Here is a 17,736-nt window from a genome sequence, read left to right as displayed (position 1 = left end):
CACAACCGGGCAGCCCGCCTCGCGCGGGCTACCCCGGAGCTGTCGCCATGTCGCTACCCTCCCCCTGGAGAGCCGAATTCCCGGCTTTCACCGCCTTCGCCGCCGACGGCATCACCTACCTCGACAGCGCCGCCACGGCGCAGAAGCCCCAGGTAGTGCTGGATGCCCTGCTGGCCAGCTACAGCCTGGGCGCGGCCAATGTGCACCGGGCCCAGCACTGGGCTGCCGAGCGCGCCACCGCCGCCTACGAAGGCGCCCGGGGGCGGATCGCCGCCTGGCTGGGCGCTGCCGCGCCGCACGAGGTGGTGCTGACCCGCGGCGCGACCGAGGCGCTCAATCTGCTGGCCTATGGCCTGGAAGACGCCTTCGCAGCCGGGGACGAGGTTCTCATCAGTGCCCTGGAGCACCACGCCAACCTGCTGCCCTGGCAGCAGCTGGCCCGGCGTCGCGGCCTCGAGCTCAGGGTCATCCCGCTGACTCCGAGCGGTCATCTGGACCTGGCAGCCGCCGAGCGGTTGCTGGGGCCGCGCACCCGCGTGGTCGCGGTCAGCCAGCTGTCCAACGTGCTCGGCACCTGGCAGCCGCTGGCGGAACTCGCGGTCTTGATCCGGGCACGCTCGCCGGCCTGGCTGGTGGTGGATGGCGCCCAGGGCGCGGTCCATGGGCGGCATCGCCCGGCAGACTTCGACGCCGATTTCTATGTGTTCTCCGGCCACAAGCTCTATGCCCCGGAGGCCATCGGCGTACTCTGGGGCAAGGCCGAGTGCCTGGCGCACCTCAAGCCCTGGCAATTCGGCGGCGAGATGGTGCAGCACACCACCTTCACCGACGCCCGCTTCCACGCCGCGCCCATGGGCTTCGAGGCGGGGACGCCGCCCATAGGCGCGGCCATCGCCCTGGGCGCGGCGGTCGACTGGCTGCAGGGCCAGGACGAGACGCTGATCCGCGGTCACGAGCAGGCCCTGAGCCTGAAGCTGCTGGCCGGGCTGGCTGCCCGCGACGGCGTGCGGGTGCTGGGTGAACCCCAGATCGCCCTGGCCAGCTTCCAGGTCGCGGGCGTGGACGTCGGCGATCTCTCCCATCTGCTGGGCGAACAGGGCATCGCGGTGCGCGCCGGTCAGCACTGTGCCATGCCGCTGTTCCAGACCCTGCAGACCCCCGGTGCGCTGCGGGTTTCCCTGGGCCTGTACAACGATGCCGAGGACCTGCAGCGCTTTTTCACCGCCCTGGACAACGCCCTGGAGCTCTTGCGATGAATCTGCTTCCCGATGCGGCGGAAGCCCGCCGCGCCTTTGTCATCGCCAAGGGCTGGGAGGGGCGCTCGCGACTGCTGCTGCAGTGGGCCGAGCGCCTGCCGGCGGTGCTCGAGGAGCGCGACGAAGACCTGGTACAAGGCTGCGAGAGCCGGGTACGCCTGACCCATGAAGCCCAGGGCGAGCGTCATTTCTTTCGTGCCAGCAGCGAATCCCGGGTGCTCAAGGGCTTGCTCGCCGTGGTGCTGGTGCGCGCCAATGGCCTGACCCGCGAAGAGCTGGGCCGCCTCGACATTCACGGCTGGCTGGGCGAACTCGGCCTGGAACGGCAGTTGTCGCAATCGCGCAGCAACGGCCTGAATGCCGTGCTCACGCGGATGCGCGAACTGGCGGCCTAGCCTTCGCTAGCCGCGGGATTGCGCCGCGCGCGGAAGAAGTCGGTCAGCACCTGACCACAGGCCTCGGCCAGCACCCCACCCTCCACCAGCACCCGGTGGTTGAGGAAGTCCTGCTCGAAGAAGCGCCCGCGGCTCTGGGCCATGCCGGCGCGCGGCTCGCTGGCGCCATAGACCAGGCGCTGGATGCGACTGTGGACGATGAGGCCGGCGCACATGCTGCAGGGTTCGAGCGTCACATAGAGCGTCGCGCCAGGCAGCCGGTAGTTGGCCAGCCGAGCGGCGGCGTCGCGAATCGCCTGCATCTCGGCATGGGCGCTGGGATCGTGGGCACCGATGGGGCGATTGAAGCCGCGGCCGATGACCTCGCCATCGAGCACCACCACAGCGCCGACCGGCACCTCGCCCTGGGCGGCGCCCTGCTCCGCCAGGGCCAGGGCCTCGCGCATGAACAGGTCATCCCGGCTGCGGTCGATGATGGGCAAGGGGCGGAAGCGGGCCATGACTGAACTCTGGACAAAGCGTCATGATACCGCCGTCAGCCCGCGAGACCAGTCGCAGGATCCGCGGCCAAAGATGAACCCTTCGGCAAGAAATGATCGCGATAATGGTTATCAGGTACTGTGAATGCGAAAATGGTGCGGTGACTGCTGGCAGCGCGTGAACGGCATCACATTCACAGCCATTCGGTGCTAAAGCTTTAACAGGACCGGCTCGTTGCGGTCCTATTCAAGAGTTCATCTGAGACAGTCGCATGATTGCTGCCCCCTCCGGTCAGTCCCTGCAAAGCTGCGAAAGCGAGCCGATCCGCATTCCAGGCGCCATCCAGGCACACGGCTACCTTATCGCGTTCGATGAGGCGGAAGGGCTGATCAAGCATGCCAGCCGCAACCTCCCCGAGCTGTTCGGCAAGCCCCAGGTCGAGTTGCTGGATCGACCACTGCAGCAGGTGCTGCCCCTCGAGCTGTACGAACAGGTGCGGCAGGCGCTGACCCTGGAGCATCTGGAAGAAGCCAATCCGCTGAGCTGGACGCGCCCGGCCCGCGACATGGACGTGATCCTGCACCGCAGCCATGGCCTGGTGTTCCTGGAATTCGAGCCGGACGACCATGGCGGTGTCGAACCCGCCGGGCTGGCCCGTGCCCTGGCCCGCCTGCAACAGGCGCGTACCCTGCCCGAGCTGTGCGAAGGCGCGGTACGCGAGGTGCGCGCCCTGACCGGCTTCGATCGGGTGGTGGTCTATCGCTTCGATGATGGCGGCGATGGCCAGGTGGTGGCCGAGGATCGGGTCGACGACATCGACAGCTACCTGGGCATGCACTTTCCAGCGAGCGATATCCCCGCCCAGGCCCGGGCGCTCTATCACGAGAACTGGATCCGCAACATTCCCGACGCCCAGTACGAGGCGATCCCGCTGGTACCGGCCTTTCTCCATGGCACCGAGCGCGACCCCATCGATCTGACCCATGCGGTGCTGCGGAGCGTATCGCCCATCCACTGCCAGTACGTGCGCAACCAGGGTCTGCGCGCCTCCATGAGCGTGTCGCTGATCAGCGACGACAAGCTCTGGGGACTGATCAGCTGTGGCCACCGCGAACCCCTGTATCTGCCCTATCGCACGCGGATGGCCTGCCGCTCGGTCGGGGTGCTGGTATCGCTGATGATCCGCGCTCTGGAGAATCGCCAGGTGCAGCGTGAGATCGACGCCCGCGAGGCGCAGTTGGCAGCCCTGATCCAGGGCATGTGCGACAGCCGTGGCGAGGTGCTCAGCGGACTCTGCGAAAGACCCACCGACCTCCTGGAGCTGGTGGATGCCACCGGGGTCGCGGTGTTGGTGGAGGACGAGCTCTGCACCCTGGGAGAGTGCCCCGGCGCGGAGGACATTCGCGTCCTCGCCGCCTGGGTCACGGCCGAGATGGACACTTCGGGCATCTATGCGACTCGCTGCCTGGCCGACGAATTGCCCGACGCCCGCCGTTACAGCGCCAGCGCCAGTGGCGTGCTGGCCCTGACGTTGCCCAAGCCGGTGCGCAACCTGGTGCTCTGGTTCCGCCCCGAGATCGTTACCACGGTGGTCTGGAGCGGTAACCCGGCCAAGCTGGAAGCCACGGTGCCCATGCCGGGTCCAGGGCTCAACTATCCGCATCCGCGGCGTTCCTTCGATGCCTGGAAGGAGCTGGTACGGCTGCGTTCCGAACGCTGGCGCCAGGCCGATCTGTTCGCCGCCAAGGACCTGCGCCGCTCGGCCATCGAGCTGGATCTGGCACGCCAGGTCGAACGCGAGCGGCAGGCGGTGCGTCTCCGCGACGAGATCGTCGCGGCGGTCTCCCATGACCTGCGCAGCCCCATCACCATCATCCTGATGAAGGTCGGAATGCTGCAGCGCCAGCTGGAAAAGCTGGCCCCGGGCGATGATCGCCTGCCCGGTTCGCTGGAGGTGATAGAGACCGCGGCCAATCGCATGAATGCCCTGATCAGCGACCTGCTGGACCTGTCCAAGATCGAATCGGATCGCCTGGCGCTGGATCTGAAGCCCGCGCGCCTGGCCGACGTCTGCGCGCAGCCCATCCTGCTGTCGCGCCCGCTGGCGGAGATCAAGAACATCAGTCTGGAATACGCGGCCGATCCGGAGCTCCAGGTCCTGGTGGAAGCCGAACGCATCTTCCAGGTACTGATGAATCTGCTGGGCAATGCCATCAAGTTCACCGCGCCGGGCGGTCTGGTACAGCTCAGCATGCGGCAGGTCGGCAACCTGGCGGAGATCAGCGTGACGGACAACGGTCGCGGCATGAACCAGGCGCAGCAGGCGCGGGTGTTCGAGCGGTTCTGGCATGTCCAGGAAGACAACCCTACCGGTCATGGGCTGGGGTTGTATATCGCCAAGGGCATCGTCGAAGCCCATGGCGGCGAGCTGAGCGTCACCAGCGCCCTGGGCGAAGGCAGTACCTTCCGCTTCACCCTGCCCATCGCGCCCTAGCGTACCCGGACGAGAGAAAGGAAAGCCCCGGTGGCCGACAGCGACGTTGAAACCACCGGGGGAGCGCTGGGCTCGCTGTAATGGACGTTAGCGAAACGCCGCGAATTCCCGCCTTTCGTCGGGCTGCAAGGGTCATTTTCTTCAATACCGCCAGGGGGCATCCCCGCTAGGTTCAGGTCTCCACAACTGTCGAGACCTCGCGATGACCCTGATCCTGTCCATGGCCGCCTTTGCCCTGGTGGCGTCCCTCTCTCCCGGCCCGGTCAATCTGGTGGGCTTCAACACCGGCCTCACCCACGGCTGGCGACCGGCCCTGTGGCATGTCGCCGGGGCCACCCTGGGCTTCGTCGTCCTGCTGCTGGGGGTCGGCCTCGGCCTGCACGAGGTGCTGGCCGCCTGGCCGGCACTGCTCTGGATCCTGCGCGTGGCGGGCGCCCTCTTCCTGCTGTACCTGGCCTGGAAACTGACACGGGCCTCGGGGGACCTGGGCAGCGGCGCAGTGGCGGCCTGCCCGGGCTTTCGCGACGGCGCCCTGCTGCAGTGGCTCAATCCCAAGGCCTGGCTCGCCGCTGCGGCCGGGGTGGCGCTGTTCGTGGGCGAGGATCGCGGCCGCCTGGCGCTGTTCGCCGGCCTCTACCTGGTGATCTGTTTCGCCTCCCTGGCCTGCTGGGCGGTGGCCGGTCAATGGCTGCGTGGCCGCGCCCTGACGCCAGGTCGCCTGCGCCTGCTCAATCGCGCCCTCGCCGCGTTGCTGGTGCTGTGCGCCGCTTCGCTGCTATGGGAGGGCTGACGCGGCGCGATACTGACCGGGGGTGGCCGCCACCAGGCGCTTGAAGGTGCGCTGCAGGTGGGCCTGGTCGGCGAAACCGGTGGCCAGGGCGACCTCGGCCAGCCCCTCGCCCTGACGCAGGCGTTGCCGCGCCAGGCGGATGCGTCGGTCGATCAGATAGGCGTGGGGCGTCAGGCCAAAGCGCCGGCGAAAGCTGCGAATCAGCTGGGTGGGCGAGAGATCCGCCACCTGGCTGAGTTGGTCCAGGCTGACCCCTTCGCCGCAATGGGCATCGAGAAATTCGGCAGCGCGCCTCAGCCGGCGATCCTCGCGCACCGGCGCCGCCGCGACCGGGGTGCGACCCAGGCGGGCCAGCACGGCCTCGAAATACAGCAGCGCCTGGCTCTGGCGCTGCAGGGTGAGAGTGTCGGGATCCACCAGGCAGGCATGCAGGGCTTCCAGGCCGGTATAGAGCTGGCTGTCCCGCGACAGCTGCGCCGCCAGGGGCTGGAAGTCGTCGCGCCCCGGACGCTGCAGCTCGGCCAGCCAGCCGGCATCCACGTGCAGCATGCGATAGCGCCAGGCAGCCTCGCCCTGGGGATTGCAGGCATGGACGTCACCGGGATTCATCAGCACCAGGGTCCCCGCCCCCACCAGTTCGCGAGTCCGGCCGTTGTGATAGCGACTGCGCCCACCCAGCACGGTGCCGATGGAAAAGGTCTCGTGGGAATGCGGGGCATAGCAGAGCGCGCGGCCGTCCTGGATGGAACGGGCTTCGAGAAAGGGCAGCGCGGGATCGCGCCAGAACTCAGGGACGGCGCCGGTAGCGGTCATGCGGCAGGGATTCCGGGACGACGGACCGGAGCAGTCTAGACGTCGTCCCGGAAGGGGGAAAGTCAGGCGTCAGCGGGTGGCAGCGTCTTCGGCTTCCTCCAGCAGGACGTCGGCGGTGATCAGGTAGTCGGCGTCCGGGTGCAATTCGGCGCCCAGCGCCAGTTGCTGCGCCGCGGCGGCCAGGGTCGGGGCGCCCTGGTAGGTGGCGTTGAGTTCGGCCAGCAGGAGGCCCATGTCCTTGTGCATCAGCGCCGCCGGGAATTGCGGGGCGAAGTCGCCGTCGCGCAGCGCCGCCAGCTTGCGCTGGTGATGGGGCGAGAGCACCGCCAGGTCGCCGAACACCTCGAACAGCACCTCGGCATCCAGGCCGGCGCGGGTGGCATAGGCCAGCGCCTCGGCCAGGGCGGCGAGTCCGGCGCCCATCAGGCCGTTGATGGCCAGCTTGATGGCGGCGCCCTGTCCGGTCGGACCGACGTGGTGCACGGTCTTGCCCAGGGTCTCGAGGATGGGACGGGCGCGCTCCACCGCCTCGGGTTCGCCACCGGCCAGGACCACCAGTTGCGCCTTTTCCGCCTCGGGCGTGCTGCCGGACACCGGGGCCTCGACCACGGCGATACCCCGGGCGCGACCGGCCGCCTCCAGGCGCAGCGCCAGCGCCGGCGAGTTGGTGCTGGTGTTGATCAGCAGACGACCGCTCTCCAGCCGGGCGAGGACGCCGTCGGGGCCGAGCAGCACCTGTTCGAGGATGGCGTCGTTGGGCAGGGAGACGATCACCACCTCCGCCTGGGGCAAGAGGGTCGCCAGGGGCTCCATGGGCGTGCCGTGGCGCTCGCCGTCCTGCTGGTGCTCGGCATAGGCGCTGACCGCATAGCCGGCCTCGCGCAGGTTGGCGCCCATGCGCTGGGCCATGGCACCGAAGCCGATGAAACCGATCGAGGGATGGGCGGACATGGCGAGACTCCTGGGTAAAGGATGGGTGGTATCTCGACTGCCCCCGACGACGGGGGTTCCGCCGGCTAGATCCCGCTCAACGTCTCGCGAGCTAGAGACAGACAAGGCGCAACGACCTGCGGGAGTAACAGGCGCAGCCTGGCCCGAAGGGTGAGCGCTAGCGAATCAAAGACCTGAGGAAGCGGATCGGACCCGCGCTCGGGTTTACGAGTGGTAAATGAGCATTGCGACGGGGCCGCCTAGGCCGGGCTGGCGACCCAGGGTCTTTTCAACGCAGTTTGGCCGACGCGCAGCAGACGTTGAGTGGGATCTAGATCCCGCTGAACCAGTTATAGCCCTGGTCCTCCCAATAGCCACCGGGATAGTCGTTGGTCACGAACAGCGCCTGGATGTGCTTGGGATTCTTGAAGCCGAGCTTGGTGGGTACCCGCAGGCGCAGCGGGTAGCCGTAGTCCGGCGGCAGGGCCACTTGGCCGAAGTCCAGCGCCAGCAGGGTCTGGGGATGTAGCGCCGAGGCCATGTCGATGCTGGAGTAGTAGCGATCGGCGCACTTGAAGCCGACGTACTTGGCCGTGGTGTCGGCACCGATGCGTTCGAGGAAGGTGCGCAGCGGCACCCCGCCCCACTGGCCGATGGCGCTCCAGCCTTCGATGCAGATGAAGCGGGTGATGTCGGCGCGCTGCGGCAGGCGGCGCAGGTCTTCCAGGGTCCAGGCCTGCTTGTGGGCGACCAGGCCGGAGACCTCCAGGCGATAGTCGCTCAGGTCCACTTCCGGAACGTTGTATTCGGGGTAGAAGGCATTGAAGGGAAAGGGATTGGTGATCTGGCTGGCGGCATAGGTCGGCGCCAGGCGCTCGCGGCCGAACAGCCAGGCCTGCACCCGGTCGTTGAAGCGCGACATGGACCAGAGCACCTTGTCGACTTGGTCGCCGTCCTGCAGGTTGCAGCCGCTGAGCATGGCCAGGGCGCCCACCGTCAGGCCCTGCTTGAGCAGCAGGCGTCGTTGCAGATTTTCCACCTGCCGCTGTTGCGCCGGTTCCAGGCGCAGCCGTTCACGCCGACTCATCGTCAACCTCCTCGTGCGCCCGGCCGGTGATCATCGGCGGCAGGGTGCGGGGGACCAGGATGACCAGGGCCAGGTGCACGACGACGAAGGCGCCGATGCCGGCCATGGCGAAGAAATGCACGTAGCGGGCGGTGTCGAAACCGCCCAGCAGCGCGACCAGCCCTTGCAGCTGTACCGGCTTCCAGATGGCCAGCCCCGAGAGCACCACCAGCACCCCAAGGGCGAGCACACCCCAGTAGAGCAGGCGCTGCACGGCGTTGTAGGTGCCCAGCTGGTGGCCAAGCCGCAGACGTGCGGCGGCGATGAAATCGCGGCCGATGGCGCGTGGCGACAGGGGCAGGAAATCGCGCCGGAAGTGGCCGCTGAACAGGCCATAGAGCAGATAGACCAGGCCGTTCACCGCCAGCAGCCAGAACACCGCCAGGTGCCAGGCGATGGCGCCGCCCAGCCAGCCGCCGAGGGTCGACCAGGCGGGAAAGGTGAAGGAGAACAGCGGCGAGGCGTTGTAGATCGCCCAGCCGCTCATGAACATGCAGGGCATCGCCAGGGCGTTGAGCCAGTGGGTGAGGCGCACCGGCCAGCGATGCACCAGGCGCCGTCGCGAGGTGGTCATGGGGTTCCCCTCCACGGAAAGTTGGACGCGGTCGCCAGGCGACCGCTTAACTACATGGACTATTCAAAGCCTTGCGAGCTAGCGCCAAACAAGGCGAAAGGCCCTGAGGAAGCGGATCGGACTCGCGCTCGAGTTTACGAATGGTAAATGAGCATTCCGACCGGGCTGGCGACCCAGGGGCTTTTCAACGCCGTTTGGCCGACGCGCAGCTGGCTTTGGGTAGTTCATTACATGGGCGGGGTGAAACCGTCCTTGCCTACGGCCACGCCCTTGGCGTGCTTGCCGTCTTCGGCGGGGAACAGCACTACCTTGGCACCGGGCTTGAGCAGGCTGCGGTCGCCCTTCTCGACATAGGCGATGGGCACGTCTTCCGGCACCACCAGCTGCTTCTCGCCGCCCTTGTACTGCACGGTCAGGGTGCGGCCGTTGGCCTTCTTGAGTTCGCCCACGGTGCCGTTGGTCATGGTGCCGGTGCTGCCATCGGCATTTTCCCAGCCGTAGTGGCCTTCGCCGGAGCCGCGCAGGCTGGCCTCGAACACAGTCACTTCCAGCGCCTTGAGGGTGCCGTCGGGCTGCGGTGTGGCGGCGGAGCCGATGAAGCTGTTGGCCTCGATGCGATCCAGGTTGGCCTTGGACACGGCGCGGTAGCTGGTCTTGTCATCCAGCATCAGGGTCTGGTGGGCACCGCTTCTGGTGGTGAAGGACAGGGTGTCGCCCTGGACGCTGTCCACCGTGCCGCGCATGGGCTTGACGGTGGGCATGGGCGCGGCCTGAGCCAGCAGGGCACTGCCGGCGAGCAGCAGGGCGAGGGAACCGCGGAGCAGAGTCTGGGTACGCATGGAGCCTCCTGGGATAGGGAATCGCCCCGCCACAGTGCGACGCGTGGGGGGTCAGCAAGATGACCGGCGAATGACAAAAATGTCACCCAGCGGAGCGACCGGAAGCCCTACCATTACGTCATGCACATTCTCCTCATCGAAGACGACCAGAAGACCGGCGAGTACCTGAAGAAGGGCCTCGGCGAATCCGGCTACGCGGTCGACTGGACCCAGCACGGCGCCGACGGCCTGCACCTGGCCCTGGACGGCCGTTACGACCTGATCATCCTCGACGTCATGCTGCCCGGCATCGACGGCTGGCAGATCATGGAAGTGCTGCGCAAGAAGCTCGACGTGCCGGTGCTCTTTCTCACCGCCCGCGATGGCCTGCAGGATCGCATCCGCGGCCTGGAGCTGGGCGCCGACGACTACCTGGTCAAGCCCTTCTCCTTCGTCGAGCTGCTCTTGCGTATCCGCACCCTGCTGCGCCGTGGCGTGGTGCGCGAGCCCGAGCACTTCCACTTGGCCGATCTGCAGCTGGACCTCCTGCGCCGCCGGGTGACCCGTGGCGACGACCTCATCACGCTGACCAACAAGGAATTCGCCCTGCTGCACCTGCTGCTGCGTCGCGAAGGCGAGGTGCTGTCGCGCACCCTGATCGCCGCCGAGGTCTGGGACATGAATTTCGACAGCGACACCAACGTGGTGGACGTGGCCATCAAGCGGCTGCGCGCCAAGGTCGACAACCCCTACCCGGTCAAGCTGATCCATACCGTGCGCGGCATCGGCTATGTCTGCGAGGTCCGCCCTTGAGCGCCCGCTCACCCTCGCTGATCCTGCGCGCCACCCTGGGATTCGCCCTGGTGGCGTTGCTCGCCGTGGGCGGCGCGGGTGTCTTTCTCTACCACAGCCTGGAACGGACGGTGCTGGAGCGCGCCGACTATGCCCTGCTCGGTCGCCTGGCGCATTTTCGCAGCCTGCTCAGCGCCGACCTGTCGCTGGAGACCCTGGGGCGCAGTCCGCAGCTGTTCGCCAACATGCTGGGCAACGAGCAGGACGTCTTTCTCATCGGCGCGCCGGGCGCCAAGCCGGTGATCGCCTCCAATCCGCTGCAGATCGCCCTTCCCGAGCTGGCCGTCATCCCCCAGACCCGACGACCGACCCGGGCCGATCTGCGCGAAGGCCAGCTGGCCGACGGCACCCGCTGGCGCGCGGCGCGGGTCGCGGTGAACACCCCCGAAGGCCCGGTGGAGCTGACCGCCGCCCATGTGCTGCGCAACGAAGACACCACCCTGGCCGATTTCCGGCTGGGCCTGATCGGCGCGGTGACCCTGGCCTTCCTGTGTACCGCTGGCCTCGGCTATCTGCTGCTGCGACGCGGCCTGGCGCCGCTGCGGCGCATCGCCCGCCATGCCGGCGGCATCACCCCGACCCGCCTGGCCGCGCCCCTGGAGCTGGCCGATGCCCCGCGCGAGCTGCAACCGCTGGTGGAGAACTACAACGCCATGCTGGCGCGACTGGCCGACGGCTATGGCCGACTGGTGCAGTTTTCCGCCGACCTCGCCCACGAGATCCGCACGCCGATCAATGCCCTCATGGGCCATACCGAGGTCGCCCTGCGCCAGGTGCGCAGTGCCGAGGACTACCAGGCGCTGCTGGCGTCCAACCTGGAGGAGCTGGAGCGCATCTCGCGGCTGGTGGAAAGCATCCTCTTCCTCGCCCGCGCCGACGACGCCCAGGCGGTGCTGACCCCGCAGCCGTTGCAGCTGGACGAAGAGCTGGCGCGCATCGCCGACTATTTCGAAGGGCCGGCCGACGAGCGCGGCCTGCGCCTGGTGGTATCGGGCGGCGGCGAGGTGGTCGCCGATCCGCTGATGCTGCGCCGCGCCCTGAGCAACCTGGTGGCCAATGCCATCCGCTATGCCGAGCCGGACGGCGAGATCCTCCTGCAGGCGGACGGCGGGCGCATCCGCGTCAGCAATGCCGGGCCGGCGCTGGCACCGGAGCACCTGCGTCGGCTATTCGACCGCTTCTACCGCGCCGATCCCTCGCGCCACCAGCCCCATGATTCCAACGGCCTGGGCCTGGCCATCGTCGCCGCCATCATGCGCCTGCACGGCGGCCGCGCCGAGGTCGAGCAGGATGAGCGGGGCATCCATTTCAGCCTGGTCTTCCCGACCCCGGCGGCCTGAAGCGCGACCTATCCCTCAAACCACGCAACCGCCCGTCACCAAAGGACTTTTTCCGCTTGCCCAGGCCGGCTATGGGCTGCATCGACACTCCCACTACTGTACATTCATCTACCTTAGGCAATAAGCAAGGGTGGTAGGCGATGAGCGTGGATGTCGAACTGGTGCTGGCCGGCAAGATCGGTTTTGCGGCGCACCAGAACGCGGTGCCCGTGCTGCGCGAATTGCGCCTCACCCATAGCGGCCAGGAACCCCTGGTCGACGTCAGCCTGACGGTGACCGCCGAGCCGGCCTTCGTGGTCTCGCGCACCTGGCACCTGGAGCGCCTGGACCCCCAGGGCACCCTCTATCTCGACGATCGCGACCTCGAATTCGACGCCGCCCTGCTCGGCAGTCTGCAGGAAAGCCTGGTCGCCCAGCTGACCTTCACGGTGCGTCAGGGCGAAGAGATCCTGCAGACGCGGCGCTATCCGGTCGAGTTGCTGGCCCGCAACCAGTGGGGCGGCGTGGACAGCATGCCGGAACTGGCCGCGGCCTTCGTCATGCCCAACGATCCGGCGGTGGATCGCCTGCTGGGCGCGGCCGCCGAGGTCTTGCGCCGCGCCGGCAAGTCCACGGCGCTGGACGGGTACCAGAGCGGCTCGCGGCGACGCGTCTGGGAGCTGGGTTCGGCACTCTGGTCTGCGCTGTGCGGTCTGCAGCTGACCTATGCGGTGCCGCCGGCTAGTTTCGAGCGCCAGGGCCAGAAGATCCGCACGCCGGGCGCCATCCTCGACGGCGGCCTGGCCACCTGCCTGGATCTGGCCCTGCTCGCCTGCGCGGCGCTGGAACAGGCCGGTCTCAATCCGCTGCTGGTCATTACCCGCGGCCATGCCTTCGCCGGGGTCTGGCTGCAGCCCCAGGAATTCGCGCAGCTACTCACCGACGACGCCGAGCCTGTGCGCAAGCGGGTGGCGCTCAAGGACCTGCTGGTCTTCGAGACCACCCAGGCCACCGCCTCGCCGCCGCCCTCCTTCAGCCAGGCCATGCAACTGGCCGAGCGGCAGCTGGACGACGAGTCCTTCGTACTGGCGCTGGACATCCGCCGCGCCCGCCTGCAACGCATTCGCCCGCTGGCGGTGCCCGGCCAGCCGGCCATCCATGCGGACGGCCTGCTGCTGCCCGGCGAAGCCCTGGAAGAAGCCCCGCCGCTGCCGGCCTTCGACGTGGACGTCGAGGCGGCGCCGACCACTCCGGTCGGGCGCCTGGCGCTGTGGCAGCGCAAACTGCTCGACCTCACCACCCGCAATCGCCTGCTGCATGTGCCGGACAACGCCCGCAGCGTGCCCCTGCTCTGCCCCGAGCCGGCGGCGCTGGAAGATCGCCTGGCCGAGGGCCGGGCACTGCGTCTGGTGCCGCTGCCGGATCTGGCGGTGAGCGGGCGCGACGCCGTGCTGCACGAAGCCCGCGAGCACGAGAATCTCGACGACGAATACGCCCGCGGCGCCCTGGCCCGCGGCGAGGTGGTCGCGCCCCTGGATGCGACCAAACTGGACGCGGCCCTGGTGGAGCTCTATCGCCGCGCCCGCAGTGATCTCGACGAGGGCGGCGCCAACACCCTCTACCTGGCGCTGGGCTTCCTGCGCTGGAAGAAGGCGGCCGACGATCCCAAGCACTACCGGGCGCCGCTGATCCTGCTGCCGGTGCGCCTGGAGCGACAGAGCGCCGCCAGCGGCATCACCCTGCACCTGTTCGAGGACGAGCCACGCTTCAACCTGACCCTGCTGGAGCTCCTGCGCCACGACTTCGACCTGGACATCCCCGGACTCGACGGCCCGCTACCCGGCGATGGCAACGGCATCGACGTGGATGGCATCTGGACCAAGGTCCGCCGCGCGGTGCGCGACCTGCCCGGCTTCGAGGTCAGCAACGAATTGCTGCTCGGCCAGTTCTCCTTCGCCAAGTACCTGATGTGGAAGGACCTCACCGAGCGCAGCGACCAGCTGATGGAAAGCCCGCTGGTGCGGCACCTGCTGGAGCGCACCACGGAATCCGGCGCCTACCTGAGCGGCGGTAGCTTTCCCCGCGAGCGCGAGCTGGATCGCCAGGTAACCCCGGCCGAACTCTTCACCCCGCTGCCGGCGGATTCCTCGCAGCTGGCCGCGGTACTGGCCTCGGCCGGTGGCCAGGACTTCGTGCTGGACGGCCCGCCCGGCACCGGCAAGTCCCAGACCATCGCCAATATGATCGCCCACAACCTGGCGCTCGGTCGGCGGGTCCTGTTCGTCGCCGAGAAACGCGCGGCCCTGGACGTGGTGTATCGCCGCCTGGAGGCCCAGGGGCTGGGCGAATTCTGCCTGGAGCTGCATTCCAGCAAAGCGTCCAAGGCCGAGGTACTCAAGCAGCTGGAGCGCGCCTGGGATACCCGCGACGGCCTCGACGAAGAAGAATGGCTGGCCGAGGCCGCCGAGGTGGAACGCCTGCGCGATCGCCTCAATGCGGTGGTCGAGCGCCTGCACCGGCGCTGGCCCAATGGCCTGACCCTGCAGCAGAGCATTGGCCGCGTCCTGCGCGACGCCGCCCCCGATACCCCGCGCCTGGCCTGGCCCAATGCCGACGCCCACGACGCCGAGGCCCTGGCCGAGTTGCGCAACGCCGTGCGCCGCCTGGCCCTGCACGCCGAGACCGGCCGCAGCCTGGCGGCGGATTTCGCCCTCCTGCCGGCCCATCCCTGGTCCAACGCCTGGCAGGACGCCCTGGTCGGCGCCGCCGAACGGCTGCGCGACACCCAGCAGGCCCTGCAGCAGGCACGGCAACGCCTGCGCGACGTCCTTGGCCTGCCGCTGGCGGATCAGGTGGCGCCCCGGCGCCTGCTGGAATTCGCCGAGCTGCTGCAGAACGCCGCCGGCCAGGACCTGGCCTTCGCCTTCGGGCCTGGCGCCGCCGAGCGTCAGCGCCAGCTGGGGCGCGCCCTGGAGTTGCTGCGGGACTACCAGACGCTGGAGCGCGAGCTGTCGGTGCCCTATGCCGCCGAAGCCTGTCGCCGCGTCGCCCTGACCCAGCTGGAAACCGCCTGGGACGCCGCCGGGCAGCGCTTCTGGATCTTCGCCAGCCGCGCCCAGCGCCAGGTCACCCAGGATCTCGCCCGCCAGGGCGAAACCCAGGGCCAGCCCGATGTGGCCGCCGACCTGCCTCGCCTGCGGCGCCAGCGCACCCTGCTCACCGAACTGGACGAGTTGACGCCCAACCTGGCCGGCATCAGCGGTTGGCAGGGCGTCACCAGCGACCTGGAGGCCCTGCTCGCACGCCGCGCCCTGGCGGAAAGGCTGAGCACGGCGCTGCCGACCCTGGCGGAAACGCCCGAGCAGCTGCTGGCCCTGCGCCAGGCCGCAGCACGCCGATTGCAGCATTCCGAGGACCAGCCGGCAGACCCCAGTCTGGCCCCGGCCAGCAGCGCCTTCGCCGCCGCCCTGGAGGCCGCCGAAGCCGCGCGCCAGAGCTTTGCCGAGCAGGCAGGACTGCCGGCAGACACCCCGGCCGCCGAGTTGGTACGCACCGCCGCCGCCCTGTTGCGCCAGCCCGGTCGCCTCAAGGCCTGGTGCGACTGGCAGCGGGTCCGCGAAGAAGCCGACGCCCTCGGCCTGGCAGCGCTGATCGCCCGTGTCACGGTCGGCTCCGGCGAGGATCTCGCAGCCGTCTTCGAAACCGCCTATGCCCGCTGGTTCGCCGCCACCGCCCTGGACGCCGAGCCCTTGCTGCGCGATTTCGTCCCGGCCGAGCACGAAAGCGACATCCAGGCCTATCGCCGGTTGGACGATCGCCTGCAGACCCTCGCCGTGCGCCATATCCGCGCCCTGCTCTGCCACGGCCTGCCGCCCAAGAACGACGCGGCGCGCCAGGGTGGCGGCTTCGCCGTGCTCAAGCACGAATTGCAGAAGCAGCGCCGGCACAAGCCGCTGCGCCAGCTGGCGCTGGAAATGGGCGACGCCCTGGCGCGGCTGGCGCCTTGCATGCTGATGAGTCCGCTGTCCATCGCCCAGTACCTGCCGCCCGATGGCGGCCTGTTCGACCTGGTGATCTTCGACGAAGCCTCGCAGATCGCGCCCTGGGACGCGGTGGGCGCCATCGCCCGCGGTGTGCAGGTGGTGATCGCCGGCGACCCCCGGCAGATGCCGCCGACCCGCTTCTTCGACCGCGCCGCCGGCGAGGACGACACCGCCGAGGACCTGGAGAGCATCCTCGACGAATGCCTGGGCGCCGGCATCTACAGCCACAGCCTCAACTGGCACTACCGCAGTCGCCACGAAAGCCTGATCGCCTTTTCCAACCATCACTACTACGACGGCAAGCTCATCACCTTTCCCGCCCCGGAAATCCGTCCGAGCGCGGTGGAATGGCGGCGGGTGGACGGCGTCTACGCCAAGGGCAAGGGACGGCACAACGCCCTGGAAGCCCAGGCCATGGTCGCCGAGGCGGTCAAGCGCCTGCTCGACCCGGCCTTCGCCGGTCTCAGCCTGGGCATCATCACCCTCAACAGCGAACAGCAGCGCCTGGTCACCGATCTGCTCGACCGCGCGCGCCAGCAGCACCCGGAGATCGAGGCGCACTTCGCCGAAGACCTGGCCGAGCCGGTGGTGGTGAAGAATCTGGAAACGGTCCAGGGCGACGAGCGCGACCTGATCATGCTCGGCATCGGCTTCGGCCCCACCGAGCCGGGCGCCAATACCATGTCGATGAACTTCGGCCCCTTGAACAAGGACGGTGGCTGGCGCCGCCTCAACGTGGCCGTGACCCGGGCGCGGCGGGAGATGCTGGTGTTCTCCTCCTTCGATCCGGGGCTGATCGACCTCAACCGCACCAATGCCCGCGCGGTACGGGATCTCAAGCTGTTCCTGGAATTCGCCCAGCGCGGCCCCCAGGCCCTGGCGGCGGCGGTCAAGGGCTCGCTGGGCGGGCACGATTCGCCCTTCGAGGAAGCCGTGGCCCAGGCGCTAGAGGCCAAGGGCTGGCAGGTGGTGCCGCAGATCGGCGTGTCGCGTTTCCGCATCGACCTGGGCATCGTCCATCCGGACCGTCCGGGCGACTACCTGGTGGGCATCGAATGCGACGGCGCCACCTACCACAGCGCCGCCACCGCCCGCGACCGCGACAAGACCCGCAGCGCCATCCTCCAGGGCCTCGGCTGGACGCTGCTGCGCGTCTGGTCCACCGAATGGTGGATCGACCGGGTTGGCGCCACCGAGCGGCTGCATGGGGAGATCGAGCGGCTGCTGGAGGAATCGCGAGCGAAAGTCTGAAATGGGCTTCGCTGCGCTCAACCCAACCTACACGGCACTCGATCACACCGAACTGCCCCCTCTCCCCTTGGGAGAGGGTTGGGGTGAGGGTATCCCCGGGCATGCCGATGGCCAAAGGTGGCAAGTAGCCAAGGTTGGCCTTAGCTAGGTTGAGGCTACTCCATCGCCGTAGCTCAACAAGCCGCGCTCGATCCTGGCACCGTTGGCGGGGGGGCAACCCTCACCCCAGCCCTCTCCCCGAGGGAGAGGGGGCGGTTGGGTCCGGCGCGGGTGGTAGCTTGTCCCCTGGTGTCGCGCTGCCAGGGTATCCGTAGCGTGGAAAACCGCGCCGCGTTTTCCACTGCCCTTTGCACCTGGGCGTGGATAAGGCTGCGCCGTTATCCACTCTACGCGGCTACCCCCTCTCCTCATGGGAGAGGGCTGGGGTAAGGGTATTCCCGGACATGCCGATGGCCAACGGACTGTTGGGCATCGCTGCGCTCAACCCAACCTACACGGTGCCCGATCACACCGAACTGCCCCCTCTCCCCTTGGGAGAGGGCTGGGGTGAGGGCACTCCCGGACATGCCAATGGCCAATGGACTGTTGGGCTTCG

13 protein-coding genes are annotated in these 17,736 nt (G+C 68.5%); 7 read left to right on the top strand and 6 right to left on the bottom strand.

What is annotated here, in order from left to right:
- Window positions 1–47 precede the first annotated feature (47 nt).
- Both ACZ5R1_RS06510 and ACZ5R1_RS06505 read left to right on the top strand, forming a co-directional pair.
- Window positions 48–1,256, top strand: coding sequence for an aminotransferase class V-fold PLP-dependent enzyme (locus ACZ5R1_RS06510; RefSeq protein WP_464712920.1), 1,209 nt, complete (start codon window positions 48–50; stop codon window positions 1,254–1,256).
- Window positions 1,253–1,651, top strand: coding sequence for a SufE family protein (locus ACZ5R1_RS06505; RefSeq protein WP_464712919.1), 399 nt, complete (start codon window positions 1,253–1,255; stop codon window positions 1,649–1,651). The genes ACZ5R1_RS06510 and ACZ5R1_RS06505 overlap by 4 nt, the downstream gene beginning before the upstream one ends.
- Here the strand turns inward: ACZ5R1_RS06505 and tadA are convergent.
- The gene (tadA, locus tag ACZ5R1_RS06500) at window positions 1,648–2,151 is read right to left on the bottom strand and encodes a tRNA adenosine(34) deaminase TadA (RefSeq protein WP_007160619.1); all 504 of its coding nucleotides are present in this window, start codon (window positions 2,149–2,151) and stop codon (window positions 1,648–1,650) included. The two genes, ACZ5R1_RS06505 and tadA, sit on opposite strands and share 4 nt — an antisense overlap.
- A gap of 251 nt (window positions 2,152–2,402) precedes the next feature.
- Here tadA and ACZ5R1_RS06495 point away from each other — a divergent pair, with 251 nt between their 5' ends.
- Entirely contained in the window at window positions 2,403–4,625 is a 2,223-nt protein-coding gene (locus tag ACZ5R1_RS06495; RefSeq protein WP_197851472.1) for an ATP-binding protein, read from the top strand.
- A 202-nt stretch (window positions 4,626–4,827) separates the two neighbouring features.
- Window positions 4,828–5,415 (top strand): LysE family translocator, encoded by a 588-nt coding sequence (locus ACZ5R1_RS06490; protein ID WP_027598266.1) that lies wholly within the window; start codon window positions 4,828–4,830, stop codon window positions 5,413–5,415.
- On the opposite strand, the gene ACZ5R1_RS06485 is transcribed toward ACZ5R1_RS06490, so the two are convergent.
- From ACZ5R1_RS06485 to ACZ5R1_RS06465, 5 genes are all read right to left on the bottom strand, one after another.
- Complete coding sequence (locus ACZ5R1_RS06485; protein WP_464712918.1) at window positions 5,401–6,228, bottom strand: AraC family transcriptional regulator; 828 nt, start codon at window positions 6,226–6,228, stop codon at window positions 5,401–5,403. The genes ACZ5R1_RS06490 and ACZ5R1_RS06485 overlap by 15 nt on opposite strands.
- Before the next feature lie 69 nt (window positions 6,229–6,297).
- Window positions 6,298–7,179: an NAD(P)-dependent oxidoreductase gene (locus tag ACZ5R1_RS06480; RefSeq protein ID WP_007160623.1), complete on the bottom strand. Its 882-nt coding sequence runs from the start codon at window positions 7,177–7,179 to the stop codon at window positions 6,298–6,300.
- Window positions 7,180–7,489: 310 nt separating this feature from the next.
- A complete protein-coding gene (locus ACZ5R1_RS06475; RefSeq protein ID WP_074584606.1) occupies window positions 7,490–8,245 on the bottom strand; it encodes a molybdopterin-dependent oxidoreductase in 756 nt (251 codons plus the stop codon).
- Window positions 8,232–8,858 carry a cytochrome b/b6 domain-containing protein gene (locus ACZ5R1_RS06470; RefSeq protein ID WP_007160625.1) on the bottom strand — a complete coding sequence of 209 codons (627 nt, stop codon included), beginning with the start codon at window positions 8,856–8,858 and terminating at the stop codon, window positions 8,232–8,234. Before ACZ5R1_RS06470 ends, ACZ5R1_RS06475 begins: the two co-directional genes overlap by 14 nt.
- Window positions 8,859–9,085: 227 nt before the next feature.
- Window positions 9,086–9,697 carry a hypothetical protein gene (locus tag ACZ5R1_RS06465; RefSeq protein ID WP_150339227.1) on the bottom strand — a complete coding sequence of 204 codons (612 nt, stop codon included), beginning with the start codon at window positions 9,695–9,697 and terminating at the stop codon, window positions 9,086–9,088.
- A 120-nt stretch (window positions 9,698–9,817) separates the two neighbouring features.
- Between ACZ5R1_RS06465 and ACZ5R1_RS06460 the strand changes: the two genes are divergently transcribed.
- From ACZ5R1_RS06460 to ACZ5R1_RS06450, 3 genes are all read left to right on the top strand, one after another.
- Window positions 9,818–10,489 (top strand): heavy metal response regulator transcription factor, encoded by a 672-nt coding sequence (locus ACZ5R1_RS06460; RefSeq protein ID WP_007160627.1) that lies wholly within the window; start codon window positions 9,818–9,820, stop codon window positions 10,487–10,489.
- Complete coding sequence (locus tag ACZ5R1_RS06455) at window positions 10,486–11,868, top strand: heavy metal sensor histidine kinase (RefSeq protein WP_464712917.1); 1,383 nt, start codon at window positions 10,486–10,488, stop codon at window positions 11,866–11,868. Before ACZ5R1_RS06460 ends, ACZ5R1_RS06455 begins: the two co-directional genes overlap by 4 nt.
- A gap of 140 nt (window positions 11,869–12,008) precedes the next feature.
- Window positions 12,009–17,141 (top strand): DUF4011 domain-containing protein, encoded by a 5,133-nt coding sequence (locus tag ACZ5R1_RS06450; protein WP_464712916.1) that lies wholly within the window; start codon window positions 12,009–12,011, stop codon window positions 17,139–17,141.
- Window positions 17,142–17,736 lie beyond the last annotated feature (595 nt).

It is taken from the genome of Pseudomonas sp. Pso3, assembly GCF_055393275.1.
This window is presented reverse-complemented; position numbering and strand designations above follow the sequence as displayed.